The following is a 19536-nucleotide window of genomic DNA, read 5'->3' as shown; positions in this document are numbered from 1 at the left end:
CATTGACGGTGATCCGGTCGACCCAGTAGACCTTGGTGATGGAGGCCGCGCGATGACGAAAGCTCCGTTGACGCTGGAAGAGCTCCGGGTCGCGGTCGCGGCCGGTGAGATCGACACGGTGGTGCTGGCGCTGGTCGACATGCAGGGCCGGCTGCAGGGCAAGCGGTTCCATGCGCCGTTCTTCCTCGACGAGGTGGTCGGGCACGGCAGCGAGGGCTGCAACTACCTGCTCGCGGTGGACGTCGACATGAACACCGTCGACGGGTACGCGATGTCGAGCTGGGAGCGGGGCTACGGCGACTTCAGCATGGTGCCGGATCTGGCGACGCTGCGCCGGGTCCCGTGGCAGCCCGGCACGGCCCTGCTGCTGGCCGACCTGGCCTGGCCGGAGGGCGGTCCGGACGGCGGCGGGCCGGTCCCGGCCTCGCCGCGGCAGATCCTGCGCGGCCAGCTCGACCGGCTCGCCGGGCAGGGCCTGACCGCGTACGCCGGCACCGAGCTGGAGTTCGTGCTCTTCCGCGACTCGTACGAGGACGCCTGGCGACGCGGCTACCGGGACCTCGACCCGGCGAATCAATACAACGTGGACTACTCGCTGCTCGGCACCGCTCGGGTGGAGCCGCTGCTGCGCCGCATCCGCACCGAGATGGCCGGCGCCGGGCTGACCCCGGAAAGCGCCAAGGGCGAGTGCAACCTGGGCCAGCACGAGATCGCCTTCCGCTACGACGCGGCGGTGACCTGCGCGGACAACCACGTGATCTACAAGAACGGGGCCAAGGAGATCGCCGCCCAGGAGGGCATGTCGATCACCTTCATGGCCAAGCCGAACGCGCGCGAGGGCAACTCCTGCCACATCCACTTCTCGCTGCGGGACGCCGACGGCCGCTCGGCCATGCTGGGCGACGGGCCGGCGCACCTCTCCGACACCGGTCAGCACGTGCTGGCCGGCCTGCTGGCCACCATGCGGGAGTTCAGCCTGCTGTTCGCGCCGAACATCAACTCGTACAAGCGCTACCAGCCGGGCTCGTTCGCGCCGACGGCGCTGCGCTGGGGCGTCGACAACCGCACCTGCGCGCTGCGGGTGGTGGGGCACGGCCAGGGCATGCGGGTGGAGAATCGGGTGCCGGGCGCCGACGTCAACCCGTACCTGGCGATCGCCGGCCTGGTCGCGGGGGCGCTGCACGGCATCGAGCGGGAGCTGCCGCTGGAGCCGGAACTGGCCGGCAACGCGTACGACGATCCGGACGCGCCCCGGGTGCCCGGCACCCTGCGGGAGGCGCTGGAGGCCTGGGAGTCCTCGGAAATCGCCCGAGCCGCGTTCGGCGCCGAGGTGGTCGCGCACTACGCCAACCAGGCCCGGGTGGAGCTGGCCGCCTTCGACGCCGCCGTCACCGACTGGGAGCTCTTCCGTGGCTTCGAACGCCTCTGACGACCCAGGCTCTCCGCGATCTTGCACTTTGGGCCGCAGATTCGTAGTGATTTACGCGCTTTGCCGGGGCCAATACTGCAAGATCGCGCGGGAGGTCGAGTGACGGAGATTCACAATCCGGCGACTGGGGACGTGGTCGGGGAGGTGGCGGCGACCGACCTCGCCGCGACGGATGCGGCGATCGGGCTTGCGGCGGCGGCCTTCGAGGCGTGGCGGGCGGTGGCGCCGGGGGACCGGGCGCGGCTGCTGCGGCGGTTCGCGGCCGTGGTGGACGCCCACCTCGACGAGCTGGCCGACCTTGAGGTGTGTAACTCGGGGCACACCATCGGCAACGCCCGCTGGGAGGCGGGCAACGTCCGGGACGTGCTCGACTACTACGCGGGCGCGCCCGAGCGGCTGACCGGCCGGCAGATTCCGGTGCCGGGCGGCGTCGACGTCACCTTCCACGAGCCGCTCGGGGTGGTCGGCGTCATCGTCCCGTGGAACTTCCCGATGCCGATCGCCGGCTGGGGGTTCGCCCCGGCCCTGGCGGCCGGCAACACCGTGGTGCTCAAGCCGGCCGAGCTGACCCCGCTCACCGCGCTGCGGCTGGCCGAGCTGGGCCGCGAGGCCGGCCTGCCGGACGGGGTGTTCACGGTGCTGCCGGGCCGCGGCGACGTGGTGGGGGAGCGGTTCGTCACCTCCGAGGCGGTCCGGAAGGTCTGCTTCACCGGCTCCACCGAGGTGGGCGCCCGGATCATGGCCGGCTGCGCGGCCCAGGTGAAGCGGGTGACGCTGGAGCTGGGCGGCAAGAGCGCCAACATCGTGTTCGCGGACGCCGACCTGGCCGCCGCGGCCGCCAGCGCGCCGTCGGCGGTCTTCGACAACGCCGGCCAGGACTGCTGCGCGCGGTCCCGGATTCTCGTCCAGCGCTCGGCGTACGACCGGTTTCTCGAACTGCTGGAGCCGGCGGTCCGCGGGTTCCGGGTGGCCGACCCGGCGGACGAGGCGGCCGAGATGGGCCCGTTGATCTCCGCGGCCCAGCGGGACCGGGTGGCGTCGTACGTGGCCGACGCCCGGGTGGCCTACACCGGGACCTGCCCGGACGGCCCCGGCTTCTGGTACGCCCCGACCGTGCTGCTCGCCGACTCGACGGCCGACCGGCACTGGCGCGAGGAGATCTTCGGTCCGGTGGTGTCGGTGCTGCCCTTCGACGACGAGGCCGAGGCCGTGGCGCTGGCGAACGACACCCCGTACGGCCTGTCCGGCTCGATCTGGACCCGGGACGTGGGCCGGGCGCTGCGGCTGGCCCGGGCCGTCGACTCCGGCAACCTCAGCGTCAACTCGCACTCCTCGGTGCGGTACTGGACGCCGTTCGGCGGCATGAAGCGCTCCGGACTGGGCCGCGAGCTGGGTCCGGACGCCCTGCACGCCTTCACCGATGTCAAGAACGTGTTCATCTCGACGGAGGAGTGACAGCGTGCAGCGTCTCCAGGACCGGGTGGCCGTGGTCACCGGCGCGGGCAGCGGGATCGGCCTGGCCACCGCGCGGCGGTTCGCCGCCGAGGGAGCCAGGGTGGTCTGCGTGGACATCGCCGCCGGCCCCGGCCGGGCCGTCGCCGCCGAGGTGGGCGGCGAGTACGTCGACTGCGACGTGGCCGACGAGGCGGCGGTGCGCGACCTGTTCGACGGGGTGGTGCAGCGGCACGGCCGGCTGGACGTGGCGTTCAACAACGCCGGCATCTCGCCGCCGGAGGACGGCTCGATCCTGGAGACCGACCTGGCCACCTGGGAGCGGGTGCTGCGGGTCAACACCACGAGCGTCTACCTGGGCTGCAAGTACGCCATCCCGCACATGCTTCGGCAGGGCAGCGGGTCGATCATCAACACCGCCTCGTTCGTGGCCCTGATGGGCGCGGCCACCTCGCAGATCGCGTACACGGCCAGCAAGGGCGGGGTGCTGGCGCTGACCCGGGAACTCGGCGTGCAGTTCGCCCGGCAGGGCATCCGGGTGAACGCTCTCTGCCCCGGCCCGATCGCCACGCCGCTGCTGCTGGAGCTGTTCGCGGCCGACCCCGAACGGGCGGCCCGCCGGCTGGTGCACGTGCCGATGGGTCGGTTCGGCAAGCCCGAGGAGATCGCCGCGGCCGTGGCGTTCCTGGCCAGCGACGACGCGTCGTTTATGACGGCCGCCCAGTTCGTCGTGGATGGCGGCATCACCGGCGCGTACGTCACCCCGCTATGACCGCGCCGCGCCGCCCTGTGATCGGGATCACCACGTACGTCACGGCGGCCTCTTTCCGGGTCTGGACCGGGCTGCCCGCCGCGGTGCTGCCGTACGGCTATGTGGCCATGGTCACCGCGGCCGGCGGCCGGGCCGTGCTGCTGCCGCCCGACGACGCGGACGCCGACGTGCTCGCGTCGCTGGACGGCCTCGTCCTGGCCGGCGGCGAGGACATCGACCCGACCCGGTACGGGGAGCCGCCCGGCCCGCACACCGGGGAACCGCCCGGCCCACACACCGGAGAGCCGGCGGCCCCGTCCACGGGGGCGGAGCGGGACGCGGGCGAGCTGGTCCTGCTGGCCGGCGCGCTCGCCGCGGACCTGCCGGTGCTCGGGGTGTGCCGCGGCATGCAGCTGCTGGCCGTGGCCCGGGGCGGGCGGTTGCACCAGCACCTGCCGGACCTGCTGGGGCAGCACCGGCACCGGCCGGCGCCGGCGGTGTACGGCCGGCACGGCATCCGGTTCGCCCCCGGCAGCCTGGCGGCCGGGGTGATGGCCGGCTCCGACGCGGTGAACAGCTACCACCACCAGGGCGTTGCCGACCCGGGCGACCTGCGGGTGACCGGCTGGGCGGACGACGGGCTCATCGAGGCGGTCGAGGATCCGGGTCGGCGCTTCCTGCTGGGGGTGCAGTGGCACCCCGAGCACGACGCGGACGTGCGGCCGTTCGCCGCGCTCGTCCGGGCGGCGCGGGGGCTGCCCGCCATTCCGCTGCCGCTGCCGGGTTAGCGCCGGGACCGGTCAGGGTAGGAAGGTGGCCCGACGGGTGGGGTCGGTAACCGACCACCGGTGGCGCCGCCCGCGGCAGGAGGATGCATGAGCGCGGTCTCCGGGGCCGGCGAAGACTCGCCGGCTACCGAGGCCGGCACCGGACCATCGGTGCCGGCCGGCTCCGTGCTGCCCGCCGAGCCCCCGAGCCTGCCCGCCCAGCCGCCGCCGTCCGAGCCGAGGCAGTCGCTGTCGCCGTCCGAGCAGGGCCCTCCGGCCGTCGCCGCGCCAGACCGGTCGCCATCATCCGGAACCGGCGACCGGGCAGCGGCGCCCGGGGCCGGTCAGCGGCCTCCGCCGGAGGTGCCGGCCGGTCTGCGGGCCGCGCTGGCCGAGGGGGGCGAGCTGGGCCGGCTGCTCGCCGACCACGACTGGGCGGCCTCGCCGCTCGGCCCACCCGCCGGGTGGCCGGCCGGGCTCCGCGAGGCGGTCGGCATGCTGCTCGCGTCCAGCGCGCAGATCGTGCTGTTCTGGGGCGACGACTACCGGGCCATCTACAACGACGCCTACCGGCCCACCATCGGCGACAAGCATCCGGCGGCGCTCGGCGGCCCGGCCCGGGAGCACTGGGCCGAGACCTGGGAGGTGCTCGGCCCGCTGCTGGCGGGCGTACGCCGGACCGGCCGGGCGTTCCACGGCACCGACCACCCGTTCCTGCTGGTCCGGCGCGGCTTCGTCGAGCGGGTCTACTTCGACATCTCGTACGACCCGATCCGGCTGCCGGACGGCACGGTCGGCGGCGTCTACTGCATTGTCACCGAGACCACCGGTCGGGTGCTGGGCGAGCGCCGGCTGCGCGCGCTGGCCGAGCTCGGTCGGCAGCTCGCCGGGATCACCGGCGGCGCCGAGCTGGCCCGTACCGCGGCCCGGGTGCTCGGCGACAACCCGGAGGACCTGCCGGTCAGCCTGCTCTACCTGCGGGACGAGGAGACCGGGCGGCTCACCCTGGCCGGCAGCAGCGGCGTCGACCCGGCCGCCGTCCGGGGCGGCTTCGGCACCCCGCCGCCCGCGCTGGCGGCCGTCCTGGCCGGTGGGCCGGCCGCGACCGCCGCGGCCACCGACTTTCTCACCGCGCCGCCGCCCGAGGCGGCGCCGCAGGTGCGGATCGAACCGATCACGGCCGGGACCGAGGTGGCCGGGGCGCTGGTGCTGGCCACCAGCGCCCGGCTGAAATGCGACGACGACTACCGCACCTTCCTGAGCCTCGCCGCGCGGCAGCTCTCGGCCGCGCTCACCAGTCAGCGGGCGTACGCGCACGAGCGGGCCCGGGCCGCCGAGCTGGCGGACCTCGACCGGGCCAAGACCAACTTTTTCGCCAACGTGAGCCATGAGTTCCGCACCCCGCTCACGCTGATCCTCGGCCCGCTGGAGAGCGCCCTCGGCGACCCCGCGCTGCCGCCGGAGTACGAGCGGATCCTCACGGCGATGCACCGCAACGCGCGCCGGCTGCTCAAGCTGGTCAACACGGTGCTGGACTTCGCCCAGCTGGAGAGCGGGCGCACGGTCGCCCGGTATCGCCGCACCGACCTGGCCGGCTACACGGCCCGACTGGCCAGCACGTTCCGGTCCGCCACCGAGCGGGCCGGGTTGCGGCTCGTCGTGGACGGCGCGCCGCTGACCGAGCCGGCCTACGTGGACCGGGACATGTGGGAGAAGATCGTCTTCAACCTGCTCTCGAACGCGCTGAAGTTCACGCTGGAGGGCGAGATCACCGTACGGGTCGACGCCGTCGGCGGCGCCGCGCGGCTCACCGTGGCAGACACCGGGATCGGGATCGCCGAGAGCGAGCTCACCCGGATCTTCGAACGGTTCCACCGGGCCACCGAGACCGGGGGACGGTCCCACGAGGGCACCGGGATCGGGCTGGCGCTGGTGCGCGAGCTGGTGGAGCTGCACGGCGGTTCGGTCGGCGTACGCAGCCGGCCGGGCCGGGGCAGCGAGTTCACCGTCACGATCCCGCTGGGTCGGGACCACCTGCCCGCCGAGCGGGTCGACCCGGGCGCCGACGCGGCCGTCGAGGACGACGAGATCGGTGATCCGGAGGTCGATGAGCCGGGGAGCGGCGATCAGCGGAGCCCGGAGCCGCTGCCGGACGGCCGGCGTGCCGCGGGGGGCGGCCGCATCCTGGTGGTGGACGACCACGCCGACCTGCGGGATCACCTGAGCCGCCTGCTCGGGCCGTACTGGGAGGTGGTGACCGCGCCGGACGGGCGCGCGGCCTACGAGGCGGCGCGCAGCACGCCGTTCGACCTGGTGCTGGCCGACGTGATGATGCCCCGGCTGGACGGGGTCGGGCTGGTCCAGCGGCTGCGGGCGGAGCCGGGCACCCGGCACGTGCCCATCGTCCTGCTCTCGGCCCGGGCCGGGGACGGCGAGGCGGTGCGGGGCCTGACCGCGGGGGCCGACGACTACCTGGTGAAGCCCTTCTCCGGCCAGGAGCTGATCGCCCGGGTCCGGTCCAACGTCGAGCTGGGTCAGCTCCGCGGGCAGATCATCCAGCGGATGCGGGCGCTGGCCGACGCGGCCGTGGCCATCAACACCGCGCGTACCACCAACGACGTGCTGCGGGCCGCGGCCCGGCACGCCCAGCGACTGGTCCGGGCCGGGCGGGTGGTGGCCAGCGTGCCGGGCGTCCGGTTCGAGGCCGACGGCGGCGGCGAGTCGCCGGACGACCCCTCGACCACCGTCCCGCTGGTCGGCACGACCGGGGAGCAGCTCGGCGAGCTGCGGGTCTGGCCGGGGGACGAGGCCGACCCGAAGGCCGCGGACGCGGCCCTGGCGCAGCTCGCCCGGCTGACCGGGGTGCGGCTGGAGAACGCCCGGCTGTACGAGACCGAGCATCAGATCGCCACCACCCTCCAGCACAGCCTGCTGCCCGAGTCGCTGCCCCGGGTCCCCGGCGCGGTGCTGGCCGGCCGTTACCTCCCGGGCAGCACCGACGTCGAGGTCGGCGGCGACTGGTACGACGTGCTGACGGTGCCTGGCGGCCTGCTCGCGCTGGTGATCGGCGACGTGGTGGGCAAGGGGGTCCCGGCCGCGGCCGCCATGGGGGAACTCCGGAATGCGCTGCGGGCGTACCTGCTCGAGGGCTTCGACCCGGGGCTGGCGCTGAGCCGGCTGAACCGGTTGGTCGACTCCGCCGGCCGCCGGACCTTCGCCACCGTGGCGTGCCTGCTCTTCGACCCCGGCGACGGCCAGCTGCGGTACGCCAGCGCCGGCCACCCGGCGCCGCTGCTGGTCGCCCCGGACGGGGCCGTCACCAGCCTGTACAACCGCGCGCTGGGGCCGCCCGTCGGAGCGCTGCGGGGCACCAGCTATCCGACCCGGGAAACCGTCCTGCCGCCCGGCGCCCGGTTGCTGCTCTACACCGACGGCCTGATCGAGGACCGGCAGGTGGGCATCGACCGCGGGATGGAGTGGCTGCACAAGCAGGCCGCCACCGACGCGGACCACGTGGAGGACCTGATCACGGCCCTGACCGAGCCGGTGGCCCGGCGCGCCCGCCGGGACGACGTCGCGATGCTGGCGCTGGAGGCGGCCGAACCGGACCGCCTGACGCTGCGGCTGCCCACCGACGCCACGAAGCTCGCCGTGCTGCGTCGGCGGCTCGAGGACTTCCTGGTGGCGCACCGGCTCGCCGAGGCGGACCGGTTCGACCTGTCCGTGGCCATCTCGGAGGCGGCCGCGAACGCCATCGAGCACCCCCGTGAGCCGCGGGAGCCGTACATCCGGGTGGAGGTCACCCTGCGGGGCGGCGAGCTCGTGGCGACGATCCGGGACAGCGGGCACTGGCGCGCGGAGCGGGCCGCCGGGTTCCGGGGCCGGGGGCTCGCGCTGATCGGGGCGCTCGCCGACCTGACCGTGCAGCGCGGTGTGGCCGGAACCACTGTCACGCTGCGCCGTCGGCTCGGCGAGCGGGCCTGACCGCCGGCCGTCAGTCCGGACGCAGCCAGGGCTGGTCGCCGGCCGTCAGTCCGGACGCAGCCAGGGCTGGTCGCCGAGGCCGGAGATGTCCAGCACCCGCCGGACCTGCCGGGACGGGAACACCGTCAGGGTGTCCGGAAAGTCCTCGGCCAGCCGCACCACGGCATGGATGGCGGCCGAGTCGAAGAACGAGACCGAGCGCAGGTCCAGGGTGATGCGCCGGGCGCCCTCCCTGGTGGCGGCCTGGATCATCGCGTCCGCGGTGGCCATGTCGACCTCCCCGGAAACGAGCACACGCACATGATCGCCCTCCACCTCGGTGGTGGTGGCGAAGAAGGAGTCCGGATCCGCTTGATCCACGCTGACACGATGGCACAGCGGTGGGACGGGAGCAACAACGCCACCTGCCGGTGGACCGGATCGGCCCGCGGAACCCCCGCCGGGTGGCCTCCCGACCTCGCCGGGCGGCCTCCGGACCTCGCTGGGGCGCCCTGCGGACCCCGCCAGCCGGACTGCGGACCCCGCCGGGCGGCCTCCGGACCCCGCGGGCCGGCTCGAGCACGGCGATAGGCTGGAACGCATGACCGTCCGTGCGCCGCTCACCCCCGGCACGCTCTCTCCGTGGCGAGCCGTGCCGTCCACCATCGCCCGCCCGGAGTACGTGGGCAGGAAGCAGCCCCGGCCGTGGCGAGGGTCGCACGTACAGACGCCCGAGACGATCGAGAAGATGCGGCTGGCCAGCCGGCTCGCCGCCCAGGCCACCCAGCTGGCCGGGGAGCACTGCAAGCCCGGGGTGACGACGGACGAGATCGACCGGGTGGTGCACGAGTTCCTCGTCGACCACGGGGCGTACCCCTCGACGCTGGGCTACAAGGGCTTCCCCAAGTCCTGCTGCACGAGCATCAACGAGGTGATCTGCCACGGCATCCCCGACTCCACGGTGCTGGCCGACGGCGACATCATCAACGTGGACGTCACCGCGTACATCGGGGGCGTGCACGGCGACACCGACGCCACGTTCTGCGTGGGCGAGGTCTCCGAGGAGGCCCGCCTGCTGGTGGAGCGGACCCACGAGGCGATGATGCGGGGCGTCCGCGCCGTCCGGCCCGGCCGGCAGATCAACGTGATCGGCCGGGTGATCGAGTCGTACGCCCGCCGGTTCGGCTACGGCGTCGTGCGGGACTTCACCGGGCACGGCATCGGCGAGACGTTCCACAGCGGGCTCTACATCCCGCACTACGACAGCCCCCGGCCGACCGACATCATGGAGCCCGGTATGACGTTCACGATCGAGCCGATGATCTGCCTGGGCACGTACGAGTACGACGTCTGGGACGACGGCTGGACGGTGGTCACCAAGGACCGGAAGTGGACGGCCCAGTTCGAGCACACCATCGTCGTCACCGACGACGGCGCCGAGATCCTGACCCTGCCGTGACCGACAGCCCGGCGGCGCTCCGTGAGGCGCACCACGCGGATGTCTCGGGCGGCTGGCTGCGGCCCGCCGTCTTCGGCGCGATGGACGGCCTGGTGACCAACATCGCCCTGATCGCGGGCGTGGGCGGCGGTGGTGTCGCGCCGCGCAGCGTCGTGCTGACCGGCGCGGCCGGCCTGGTGGCCGGGGCCATCTCGATGGGCCTGGGCGAATACACCAGCGTCAAGTCGGCCAACGAGCAGGTGGCCAACGAGGTGGCCAAGGAGCGCCGCGAGCTGGAACGGCACCCCGAGGCCGAGGCCCGGGAGCTGGCCACCGCCTGGGCCAACCGCGGCCTGCCCCGCGAGCTGGCCGATCAGGTCGCGCACGCGCTGCGGGCCAACCCGGAGGAGGCGCTGCGGATCCACGTCCGGGAGGAGCTCGGGGTGGACCCGGACGACCAGCCCAGCCCGTGGACGGCGGCCTTCTCGTCGCTGCTCTGCTTCTCCGTCGGCGCCTTCGTGCCGCTGCTCACGTACGTGCTGGGGTTCACCAGCCTCGGCCTGGCGCTCGCGGTCGGCGGCCTGGGCCTGTTCGTGGCCGGCGCCATCGTGGCCCGGTTCACCAACCGCAGGTGGTGGCTCAGCGGCGGCCGCCAGCTGCTGCTGGGTGCGGCCGCCACCGGCGTCACCTACCTGGTGGGCAAGCTGATCGGGGTGTCCGGGGCGCTCGGCTGAGCCGGCCGTTCCGGACCACCCGACCCGCGCCCGGCCCGTCAGCTGAGGTGGCGCAGCCGCGGCCAGACCTGCGACCAGGTTGCCCGCGGGTCGCGGCACAGCCAGACCGGGGTGCCCTGCTCGTCGTTGTCCACGCCGTAGCCGTTGTCGATCCTGGCCGCCAGGCCGACCGAACCGAAGAACGGGCCCAACTGGTCCGCCGTACCGCCGAGGAAGATCACCGGGCCGGTGGCGGTGTCCGGCGGCGGCCCCCAGCGCCAGAAGGCCAGGTGCCCGCTGTACGGCCGGGGCAGCCCGTACGCCGGGCCGTACCGGTCGATGGCGCCGGCCTCGCCGTAGTTGCCGGTCATGATCACCACGCCGGCCCGCTGGTCGGCCGGGATCGAGTCGTACACCCCGGCGACCGTGCGGGTCAGCTGCTGCCAGCCGATGGTCTCGCCGGCGTCGTAGTTGATGGCCGCCTCGGGCGTGTCCGGCAGCATCCGGGCGGGGTAGATCGGCAGCCCGAGCGCCGCGGTGAAGATGCCGTTGACCGCGACGGCCGCGCCGATCCAGGCCGTGCGGCGCCGCCCGGTGGCCCGCCCGATCCACCCCAGGGCCGCCATCGAACCCGCGCCGACCAGCGCCGGGTACGCCCCGACGGGGTAGTATTCCCGGCCGCCGGTGATCAGGATCAGCGCCAGCACCACGAGGTACGCGACGCCGAGGAAGCGGTACGGCCGGGCGTCCGGGGTGCGCAGCAGCCGCCACAGGCCGGCGATCCAGAGCGCCGCGACCGGCGGCCCCAGCATCAGCAGCTGGCTGGGCAGCAGGCCCAGCCGGCCGCCGAAGTCCGCGTCCGCCCGGATCACCGACGCCATCTCCAGCTGCGGCCAGCCGTTCGTGGCCTGCCACCACAGGTTCGGCGCCCACAGTGCCGCCGCCACCGCTGCGCCCAGCCACAGGGCGGGCCGGCGCAGCACCGAGCGCGGCCCGACCAGCACGATCGACAGCCCGAGCGCCACCAGGAACAGCACCGGAAGCGACTTGGCCAGCAGGCCGACGCCGACCACCGGCCCGAGGATCAGCAGCGTGACGTCGTCCCGGGTACGCACCCAGCGGGCCAGCAGCCAGGCCACCGCGGTCCAGCAGGCGATGTCGAACGGCGTGGTGCTGAGCAGGTGGCCCGAGACGATCACGGCGGGCGCCGTGGCCCAGACGGCCGCGGCCAGCACCTGGGCCCGGCGGTCCCCACCGATCTCCCGGGTGAGCAGGCCGACGAGCAGCACGGTGACGCCCACGACGAGCGCGGTGGGCAGCCGGAGGGCCACCACCGACCCGCCGGCGAGCCGGTCGGCCAGCCCTGCCAGCGCCGGCACCAGCGGCGGCTGATCGTCGTATCCCCAGGCGAGGTGACGGGCGGCGACCCGGTAGTACAGCTCGTCGCGGTGGTACCCGTACCGACCGGCGAAGGCCAGCAGCAACAGCGCCGTGGCGCCGGCCACAGTGGTCAGCCACCGCCAGGCCACGGGCGGCGCGGCCGTCGTGGCGCTCGGTTCCGATTCGGTCCGGACGGCCGCCGGGATGTCGGTCACCGGCTCAGGGTATCGGCGCAGGTCTACCCGCCGCCGTCCCGCGGCGGCCGCGGTCCGCGCGGTGGGGCGCGGTCGGCGCGGTGGGGCGCGGTCCGTGCGGTGGGGCGCGGTCCGTGCGGTGGGGCGCGGTCCGTGCGGTGGGGCGCGGTCCGCGCGGTGGCTCAGGCCGGCTCGAGCCGGAACACCACGATGTCCCGGCCGGCGGCCCGCCGGGCGTACGTCTGATACGCCGGCCACTCGGCCACGAGCATGGCCCACAACCGGTCCCGCTCGGCGCCGGTCACCCGGCGGCCGCGCACCGGGATGCGCCGCCCGCCCACGGTCACCGTGCCGGCCGGGTTGGCCAGCAGGTTGAGCGCCCAGGCGGGCTGGTGCTGCTGCCCCCAGTTGGATCCGGCCACCACGAACGCGTCGCCATCGGGGAGCGCCAGCAGCGGCGTTTCCCGGGGCTGCCCGGAACGGCGTCCGGTGGTGGTCAGCAGCAGGGACGGCACCAGCCCGAGCGCCACCACCCGGCCCCCGGTGAGCCGGCCGACCAGGCGGTCGGCCGGCACCAGCCAGCGGAAGGCGGCCGCGAACCAGGCCTCATGGCCCAACCGGCGGGCGAGACTGCGCAGCATCGACACGCCGCCAGTGTAGGGACGAGTCCGCCGGGCGCGCCCCGGCGCGGCCGTAGGTTCGCCGGGCCCAGAGGGGCGTCGAAGGTCACGAGGAGTCACCTCCGCCAAGGCAAGTGCCATGCAAAAGCCATGCCTGACAGTCATAAAGATGACTTTCAGGCATGGTTCTCGTGTGTTTCGCCCCCGCCGGGAGGTTGCGCACAGCCCCGGGTATGGACGGGCCGCGGCTCGCGGCCGGCGCGTCGGCTGCTAGCTCAGGCGACCGGGGAAGGGCACCGTGGCCGGCGAGACGCCCGCGGCCCGGCGCCACCGGGTGGCGCGTACGGCACAGTCGGTGAGTCCGGCCAGCGCGGTCCGCCGCTGGTCGCCGGTCAGGCCCGGCAGCGCCACCCGCCAGGCGGCACCGGTCCGCTCCTCGATCTGAACGGCCAACTTCAGCGCGGCCGCCGCGTCCGTCACCGGGAACGGCAGCGCGTACGCCGCGGCCCGATCGGGCGCCGGCGTGCCCTGCGCGGTGAGCAGCAGCACCAGCCGGTCGCGGCGGTCCCGGTGCGCCGCCTCGGCGGCCCGGGCCGCGGCCGCCTGCCCACCGGCCAGCCGGACCCCGATCGGCCCGTACGCGTAGATGGCCGCGTGCTCCGCCTCGAGCGCGGCGACCAGGGCCGCGCTCATGTCGGCTCCTCGCTGCGCTCGGTCATTGCAGCACCTCGGCGTGGGTGGCCCGGGCGGCCGCGACCGAGCCGGCCAACGCCGCGTGCCGCGCCGGCGCGGCCAGGCACGCGGCCGTGGCGTTGTCCCGGGCGTGCTGTTCCGCCCCGCGCAGCGCCGCCAGTTCGGCGTCGGCGTCACCGCCGGGCGGGGGCGCCGACGGCGTACCGCTCGGGAGCGACGTGCCGGTGGCCTTGGCCAGCTCGGCGGCGTGCGCGCGATGCGCGGCCGCCAGCGGGGCGAGCCGGTCGGCGAGCTGGGGGAACGCCGTGGCCGCGGCGTCGTGCCGGGCCGCCAGCTCGAGCGCCTCGGCGACCAGCGGTACGAGCGGATCGGGGGACGGGGAGGGATCGGGATCGCTGTTGAAGATCCCGCAGCCGGTCAGCGGGATCGTGCCCGCCGCGGCCGTTGCCGCCGCCATCCCCCGCAACAGTCGGCGACGCGACCATCCCCCCGACTGCGCTGACACCTCGGTTCGCACGCGGCCAAGTCAACACCATGCCGGCGGCGTGCGGGGGATCAGTCGGTGCGCCGACGGGGCCGTCCGCCGGCCAGCGCGTTACGCTCTGCGCAGCCGCCGGGCGCGTCCAGGCCCGGTGGCGTACTGGCCTGGCTGCCCGACGAGGGTTTCACGAGCACGGAAGGGGTGCGGAAGATGACGCAGCGTGGCCGCGCCTCGAGCCGGTCGTCGGGTGGCGCGCGACCGGGGGCGCGCGCCCAGGGCGGTGAGCGGCCCCGGCCGGCGGACCGCCCCCGGGTGGATCAGTCGGCGCGGCGGCAGCGGCTGCGCGAGGTGGTCGAACCGGTGATCACGGACGCCGGCTACGACCTCGAGGATCTGTCGGTGTCCCGCGCCGGTCGCCGGCATGTCGTACGGGTGATCGTCGACGGTGACGGCGGGGTGAGCCTGGACGCGGTGGCCGAGGTGTCCCGCCGGGTGTCCCGGGCGCTGGACGAGGCCGAGGAGACCGGCGGCGACCTGCTGGCCGGGGAATATCAGCTGGAGGTCAGCTCGCCGGGCGTGGACCGGCCGCTGACGCTGCCCCGGCACTGGCGCCGGAACATCGGACGCCTGGTGCGGGTCACCGCACGAGGCTCCGGCGGGTTGCCCGCGCAGCGTGGCGCGGAGCCGGTGACCGGGGACCGCCAGGTCGCGGGGCGGGTGCTGACCGCCGACGAGGACGGGGTGACCCTCGAGGTCGCCGGGGAATCGGCACGGTGGAGCTATCCGGATCTCGGACCCGGCCGGGTGCAGGTGGAGTTCACCCGGCTGGACGAGCCCGACGAGGAGTCGGGGGACGAGGCCATCGACGAGGCCGACGACGCGGACGGTCCGGATGACGTCACCGACATCGACGATTTTGACGATCCGGCCGACGATGAGGATGTGGAGGACGAGGAGAGGTGAACATCGACCTCGCGGCGCTGCGCGCGCTGGAGCGCGAGCGGGAGATCCCGTTCGAGACCATCCTCGCGGCAATCGAGACCGCGTTGCTGACCGCGTACCGGCACACCGAGGGCGCCGAGACGCACGCCCGGGTGGAGATCGACCGCAAGACCGGCGCGGCCTCCGTGTACGCACAGGAGGTCGACACCGAGGGCGCGGTGACCCGGGAGTGGGACGACACGCCGCACGACTTCGGCCGGATCGCGGCCATGACGGCCAAGCAGGTCATCCTGCAGCGCCTGCGCGAGGCCACCGACGAGGTGCACTTCGGCGAGTACGCGGGCCGGGACGGCGATCTGGTCACCGGCGTGGTGCAGGCGCACGAGGCGCGCAGCGAGAAGGGCATCGTCAGCGTCGACCTGGGCAAACTGGAGGCGGTGCTGCCGCAGGCCGAGCAGGTGCCCGGCGAGCGGTACGAGCACGGGCAGCGGTTGCGCTGCGTGGTCGTGCACGTGGCGAAGACCTTCCGCGGCCCACAGATCACGCTCTCCCGGTCCCATCCCAACCTGGTGAAGAAGCTGTTCGCCCTGGAGGTGCCGGAGATCGCCGATGGCACCGTGGAGATCGCGGCGATCGCCCGCGAGGCCGGGCACCGGACGAAGATCGCGGTCCGCTCCACGGTGCCGGGCGTGAACCCGAAGGGCGCCTGCATCGGGCCGATGGGCCAGCGGGTCCGGGCGGTGATGAGCGAGCTGCACGGTGAAAAGATCGACATCATCGACTGGTCCGAGGATCCGGCCACCTTCGTGGGCAACGCGCTGTCGCCTGCCAAGGCGCTCCGGGTCGAGGTGGTGGACGCGGCCACCCGGACGGCCCGGGTGACCGTGCCGGACTTCCAGCTGTCGCTGGCGATCGGGCGGGAGGGGCAGAACGCCCGGCTTGCTGCCCGATTGACCGGTTGGCGGATCGATATCCGGCCGGATACGGACCCCGCTCCGGGGCCCGCACCGGCCGGCGCACGGAGCAATGCTGATCACGTACCGGAACCGGGCGGAGCGATCTCGGCCGGGTAGGGGTAAACTTTCTCAGTGGTACGACGTACGCGGCCGGTGCGCACCTGTGTGGGTTGCCGTCAGCGTGCGTCCGTCCACGAGTTGCTGCGGTTCACCGCGGTTGGCGACGAGGGCGGTTACGCCCTCCGACCCGATCCGGACCGCCGGCTGCCGGGTCGGGGAGCGCATCTGCATCCAGACCCGGCTTGTCTCGCGCTCGCTCAGCGACGCCGCGCCTTCGGGCGCGCGTTGCGGATCGGTGGAGTTCCCGACACCGATGGGCTGGCGAGGCACATCGAAGCGTCAACCCTGACGTCCGGTCACCCCGACCGGGCGCGGGTCGCAAGCAAGGTAGGCAGACCGACATGAGCACACGATGAAGTCCCTGAAATGACCAGGCTTCAAGTGCACGAGTGAGGTCGCTGCGGGTGCTGCCCGCACGACCTCGGAGTGAGGAGTGCAGTGGCAGGCAAGGCCCGCGTACACGAGCTCGCCAAAGAGCTCGGGGTCGAGAGCAAGACCGTTCTCGCCAAGCTCAAGGAGATGGGCGAGTTCGTCAAATCAGCGTCCAGCACCGTCGAGGCGCCCGTCGCCCGACGGCTGCGAAACGCCTTCGTAGCGTCCTCCGGGGCCCCGTCGGCACCGGCCCCGGCCGCCCCGGCGGCGCCGGCGGCCGCGCCGGCTCCGGCCGCACCCCGGCCCGGCCCCGCCGAGCCGCGGCCCGCGGCCCGGCCCGGCCCGCCGCGCCGGCCCACCGCGCCGAGTCCGGCGGCCACCCGCCCCGGTCCCGGCCCCAAGGCGCCCGTTCCGGGCCCGCCGCAGCCGGCCGCTCCGGTGGCCAAGCCGGCGAGTGCCCATGACATCGAGGTGGCGGCCGCGGAGGCGCGTGCCGCCGCGTTGAAGGCCGAGCAGGAGAAGGCCGCTCAGGCGGCCCGCCAGCAGCAGCAACAGCAGCGCGAGACCGTCCGCCGGGAGCCTCCGGCCGACGGCGGCGCGCCGCGTCCGAAGCCGGGTCCCGGTTCCGTGGCTCCGCGGCCGGGTCCGGCCAACCGGCCCGGTCCGGGTGCTGGCGGTCAGGGGCAGGGTCGCCCCGGTGGGCGTCCGCCCGCGCGGGGTGGCAACAACCCGTTCGGCATCAGCTCGGGCGGTCAGCGCCCGGCGGCGCCGGGCGGCCCCCGGCCGAACCCGGCCAACATGCCGCCGCGGCCCAGCCCGGCCTCCATGCCGCCGCGGCCCAGCCCGGCCTCCATGCCGAGCCAGCGTCCCGGCCGCCCCGGCGGCGGTCCCGGTGGCGCCGGTCGGCCCGGTGGCGCCGGCCGGCCCGGTGGCGGCGGCGGTGGATTCCGCGGTGGTCCCGGTGGCGGTGGCGGCGGCGGTGGCGGTGGTTACCGCGGCGGTCCCGGTGGCGGCGGCGGTGGCGGTGGTTACCGCGGCGGTCCCGGTGGCGGTGGCGGCGCTGGCGGCGGGTTCCGTCCCGGCGCCCCGGCCGGTGGCGCCGGTCGTCCCGGTGGCGGCGGTCGCGGTCGCGGCGGTGGCGCCGCGGGCGCCTTCGGGCGTCCGGGTGGCCGGCCGACCCGTGGCCGCAAGTCCAAGAAGCAGCGCAGACAGGAGTTCGACAACCTGTCGGCGCCGACCATGTCCTCGGGTGCTCCCCGGGGCAGCGGTCAGGTGGTCCGGTTGTCCCGGGGCGCCTCGCTGTCGGACTTCGCCGACAAGATCAACGCCAACCCGGGCTCGCTGGTCCAGGAGATGTTCAACCTGGGCGAGATGGTGACCGCGACGCAGTCGTGCTCCGACGAGACGCTGCTGTTGCTCGGTGAGCACCTCGGCTTCGACGTGCAGATCGTCAGCCCCGAGGACGAGGACCGCGAGCTGCTCGCGCAGTTCAACATCGACCTCGACGCCGCGGTGGACGCGGAGCGCCTGGTCAGCCGGCCGCCGGTGGTGACCGTCATGGGTCACGTCGACCACGGTAAGACCAAGCTGCTCGACGCCATCCGGCGTGCGGACGTGGTGGCCGGCGAGGCCGGCGGCATCACCCAGCACATCGGGGCCTACCAGGTCCGGGTGCCGCACGAGGGCGAAGAGCGGGCGATCACCTTCATCGACACCCCGGGTCACGAGGCGTTCACCGCCATGCGTGCCCGTGGCGCCCAGGTGACCGACATCGTCATCCTGGTGGTGGCGGCCGACGACGGCGTCATGCCGCAGACCATCGAGGCGCTCAACCACGCGAAGGCGGCCGACGTGCCGATCGTGGTGGCGGTCAACAAGGTCGACAAGCCGGAGGCCAACCCGGACAAGGTCCGCCAGCAGCTGACCGAGTACGGGCTGGTGGCCGAGGAGTACGGCGGCGACACCATGTTCGTGAACGTGGCCGCCAAGCCGGGCATCGGCATCGAGGAGCTGCTCGAGGCCGTCCTGCTGACCGCCGACGCGTCGCTGGAGCTGACCGCTCCGATCGACGGGCCGGCGCAGGGCGTGGCCATCGAGGCGCACCTCGACAAGGGCCGCGGCGCCGTGGCGACCGTGCTGGTCCAGAAGGGCACCCTGCGGGCGGGCGACTCGATCGTCGCCGGTGGGGCGCACGGGCGCGTCCGCGCGATGCTCGACGAGAACGGCCAGCAGCTGGTCGAGGCCGGTCCGGCCCGTCCGGTGATGGTGCTGGGTCTGACCACCGTGCCGGGCGCCGGGGACACGTTCCTGGCGGCCGAGGACGACCGCACGGTGCGGCAGATCGCCGAGCAGCGGCAGGCGCGGCGGCGGGCGGCGAGCTTCGCCAACTCCCGCGGCCGGGCCACCCTCGAGACGCTCATGGAGCAGCTCAAGGAGGGCGAGAAGACCTCGCTCAACCTCATCCTCAAGGGCGACGTCTCCGGTTCCGTGGAGGCGTTGGAGGACGCGCTGTTCAAGCTTGACATCCCCGAGGAAGTTCAGCTGCGGGTCCTCGACCGGGGCGTCGGTGCGATCACCGAGAGCAACGTCATGCTCGCGAGCGCCTCGGCCGAGCCGGTCACGATCATCGGCTTCAACGTGCGGGCCGCCAACAAGGTCCGCGAGATCGCCGACCGCGAGGGCGTGGAGATCCGGTACTACTCGGTCATCTACCAGGCCATCGAGGAGATCGGGGCGGCGCTCAAGGGCCTGCTCAAGCCCGAGTACGAAGAGGTCGAGCTGGGCACGGCGGAGATCCGGGACGTGTTCCGGTCCTCCAAGATCGGCAACATCGCAGGTTGTATCGTCCGCAGCGGCCTCATCCGCCGCAACGCCAAGGCCCGGCTCATCCGGGACGGGGCGGTCGTGTCGGACAACCTCACGATCAGCTCGCTCAAGCGGTTCAAGGACGACGCGACCGAGGTCCGCGAGGGCTTCGAGTGCGGTCTGACCCTGTCCGGCACCAACAACATCCAGGTCGGCGACACGATCGAGACCTTCGAGATGCGCGAGAAGCCGCGCGCCTGACGCGCGGTGCGGTGAAGTGAACGGCCGGGATCCCCACGGGGTCCCGGCCGTTCCGCGTCCCCGCCGCCGGGAGCCGAAGGAAGGGCCCCTTGTTATCGCTTTTTGTATAGGAAGGGCCCCTTCTTAACCATTCCGCGTCGGGCGCCGGGTGGCCGCCCGGCGGGTGGCCGCCCGACGGTGGGCCGGCCGGCGGTGGGCC

The 19536-nt window shown here is 74.2% G+C and carries 16 protein-coding genes; 11 read left to right on the top strand and 5 right to left on the bottom strand.

Annotated features, from left to right (window positions below; translation table 11 throughout):
* Positions 1 to 52: 52 nt before the first annotated feature.
* From ACFFHU_RS06535 to ACFFHU_RS06515, 5 genes are all read left to right on the top strand, one after another.
* Positions 53 to 1429, top strand: a complete 1377-nt coding sequence (locus ACFFHU_RS06535) for a glutamine synthetase family protein (RefSeq protein ID WP_377336728.1) — start codon at positions 53 to 55, stop codon at positions 1427 to 1429.
* 108 nt (positions 1430 to 1537) lie between these two features.
* Positions 1538 to 2884, top strand: a complete 1347-nt coding sequence (locus tag ACFFHU_RS06530) for an aldehyde dehydrogenase family protein (protein ID WP_446686782.1) — start codon at positions 1538 to 1540, stop codon at positions 2882 to 2884.
* Positions 2850 to 3653 (top strand): 3-oxoacyl-ACP reductase, encoded by an 804-nt coding sequence (locus ACFFHU_RS06525; RefSeq protein WP_377336725.1) that lies wholly within the window; start codon positions 2850 to 2852, stop codon positions 3651 to 3653. The genes ACFFHU_RS06530 and ACFFHU_RS06525 overlap by 35 nt, the downstream gene beginning before the upstream one ends.
* Positions 3650 to 4420: a gamma-glutamyl-gamma-aminobutyrate hydrolase family protein gene (locus ACFFHU_RS06520; RefSeq protein ID WP_377336723.1), complete on the top strand. Its 771-nt coding sequence runs from the start codon at positions 3650 to 3652 to the stop codon at positions 4418 to 4420. Before ACFFHU_RS06525 ends, ACFFHU_RS06520 begins: the two co-directional genes overlap by 4 nt.
* Before the next feature lie 87 nt (positions 4421 to 4507).
* Entirely contained in the window at positions 4508 to 8383 is a 3876-nt protein-coding gene (locus ACFFHU_RS06515) for a SpoIIE family protein phosphatase (protein WP_377336721.1), read from the top strand.
* A gap of 45 nt (positions 8384 to 8428) precedes the next feature.
* Here ACFFHU_RS06515 and ACFFHU_RS06510 read toward each other — a convergent pair whose 3' ends face one another.
* The gene (locus tag ACFFHU_RS06510; protein ID WP_377336719.1) at positions 8429 to 8743 is read right to left on the bottom strand and encodes an STAS domain-containing protein; all 315 of its coding nucleotides are present in this window, start codon (positions 8741 to 8743) and stop codon (positions 8429 to 8431) included.
* A gap of 220 nt (positions 8744 to 8963) precedes the next feature.
* Here ACFFHU_RS06510 and map point away from each other — a divergent pair, with 220 nt between their 5' ends.
* Together map and ACFFHU_RS06500 are read left to right on the top strand one after the other, a co-directional pair.
* Entirely contained in the window at positions 8964 to 9821 is an 858-nt protein-coding gene (gene map, locus ACFFHU_RS06505) for a type I methionyl aminopeptidase (protein ID WP_377336717.1), read from the top strand.
* Positions 9818 to 10534: a VIT1/CCC1 transporter family protein gene (locus ACFFHU_RS06500; RefSeq protein ID WP_377336716.1), complete on the top strand. Its 717-nt coding sequence runs from the start codon at positions 9818 to 9820 to the stop codon at positions 10532 to 10534. Before map ends, ACFFHU_RS06500 begins: the two co-directional genes overlap by 4 nt.
* Positions 10535 to 10572: 38 nt before the next feature.
* Here the strand turns inward: ACFFHU_RS06500 and ACFFHU_RS06495 are convergent, their stop codons facing one another.
* From ACFFHU_RS06495 to ACFFHU_RS06480, 4 genes are all read right to left on the bottom strand, one after another.
* Complete coding sequence (locus ACFFHU_RS06495; RefSeq protein ID WP_377336714.1) at positions 10573 to 12108, bottom strand: ArnT family glycosyltransferase; 1536 nt, start codon at positions 12106 to 12108, stop codon at positions 10573 to 10575.
* Between the two features lie 161 nt (positions 12109 to 12269).
* Positions 12270 to 12734 (bottom strand): nitroreductase/quinone reductase family protein, encoded by a 465-nt coding sequence (locus tag ACFFHU_RS06490; RefSeq protein WP_377336713.1) that lies wholly within the window; start codon positions 12732 to 12734, stop codon positions 12270 to 12272.
* A gap of 243 nt (positions 12735 to 12977) precedes the next feature.
* Positions 12978 to 13400 (bottom strand): ferritin-like domain-containing protein, encoded by a 423-nt coding sequence (locus ACFFHU_RS06485; protein ID WP_377336711.1) that lies wholly within the window; start codon positions 13398 to 13400, stop codon positions 12978 to 12980.
* A gap of 22 nt (positions 13401 to 13422) precedes the next feature.
* Positions 13423 to 13857: a hypothetical protein gene (locus ACFFHU_RS06480; protein WP_377336709.1), complete on the bottom strand. Its 435-nt coding sequence runs from the start codon at positions 13855 to 13857 to the stop codon at positions 13423 to 13425.
* Between the two features lie 234 nt (positions 13858 to 14091).
* Here ACFFHU_RS06480 and rimP point away from each other — a divergent pair, with 234 nt between their 5' ends.
* The 4 genes from rimP to infB all read left to right on the top strand — a co-directional run bounded on the left by rimP (position 14092) and on the right by infB (position 19337).
* On the top strand, positions 14092 to 14844 hold the full coding sequence (rimP, locus tag ACFFHU_RS06475) for a ribosome maturation factor RimP (protein WP_377336707.1): 753 nt from the start codon (positions 14092 to 14094) through the stop codon (positions 14842 to 14844).
* Positions 14841 to 15896 carry a transcription termination factor NusA gene (gene nusA, locus ACFFHU_RS06470; protein ID WP_377336705.1) on the top strand — a complete coding sequence of 352 codons (1056 nt, stop codon included), beginning with the start codon at positions 14841 to 14843 and terminating at the stop codon, positions 15894 to 15896. The genes rimP and nusA overlap by 4 nt, the downstream gene beginning before the upstream one ends.
* Positions 15897 to 15911: 15 nt before the next feature.
* Positions 15912 to 16244, top strand: a complete 333-nt coding sequence (locus ACFFHU_RS06465; RefSeq protein WP_377336703.1) for a YlxR family protein — start codon at positions 15912 to 15914, stop codon at positions 16242 to 16244.
* 93 nt (positions 16245 to 16337) lie between these two features.
* A complete protein-coding gene (gene infB / locus ACFFHU_RS06460) occupies positions 16338 to 19337 on the top strand; it encodes a translation initiation factor IF-2 (RefSeq protein ID WP_377336701.1) in 3000 nt (999 codons plus the stop codon).
* The last annotated feature ends 199 nt before the right edge of the window (positions 19338 to 19536 follow it).

The organism is Plantactinospora siamensis, from assembly GCF_042434095.1.
Lineage (GTDB): Bacteria > Actinomycetota > Actinomycetes > Mycobacteriales > Micromonosporaceae > KBS50.
Note: the sequence above shows the minus strand (reverse complement) of the source record. Positions and strands in the feature narration are given on the sequence as shown.

Bases quoted from the DNA above. Each gene is read 5' to 3' on its own strand.
- map (WP_377336717.1), top strand. From the start codon at position 8,964: ATGACCGTCCGTGCGCCGCTCACCCCCGGCACGCTCTCTCCGTGGCGA.
- ACFFHU_RS06515 (WP_377336721.1), top strand. From the start codon at position 4,508: ATGAGCGCGGTCTCCGGGGCCGGCGAAGACTCGCCGGCTACCGAGGCC.
- ACFFHU_RS06520 (WP_377336723.1), top strand. From the start codon at position 3,650: ATGACCGCGCCGCGCCGCCCTGTGATCGGGATCACCACGTACGTCACG.
- ACFFHU_RS06480 (WP_377336709.1), bottom strand. From the start codon at position 13,857: ATGGCGGCGGCAACGGCCGCGGCGGGCACGATCCCGCTGACCGGCTGC.
- ACFFHU_RS06535 (WP_377336728.1), top strand. From the start codon at position 53: ATGACGAAAGCTCCGTTGACGCTGGAAGAGCTCCGGGTCGCGGTCGCG.
- rimP (WP_377336707.1), top strand. From the start codon at position 14,092: ATGACGCAGCGTGGCCGCGCCTCGAGCCGGTCGTCGGGTGGCGCGCGA.
- ACFFHU_RS06525 (WP_377336725.1), top strand. From the start codon at position 2,850: ATGTCAAGAACGTGTTCATCTCGACGGAGGAGTGACAGCGTGCAGCGT.
- ACFFHU_RS06485 (WP_377336711.1), bottom strand. From the start codon at position 13,400: ATGAGCGCGGCCCTGGTCGCCGCGCTCGAGGCGGAGCACGCGGCCATC.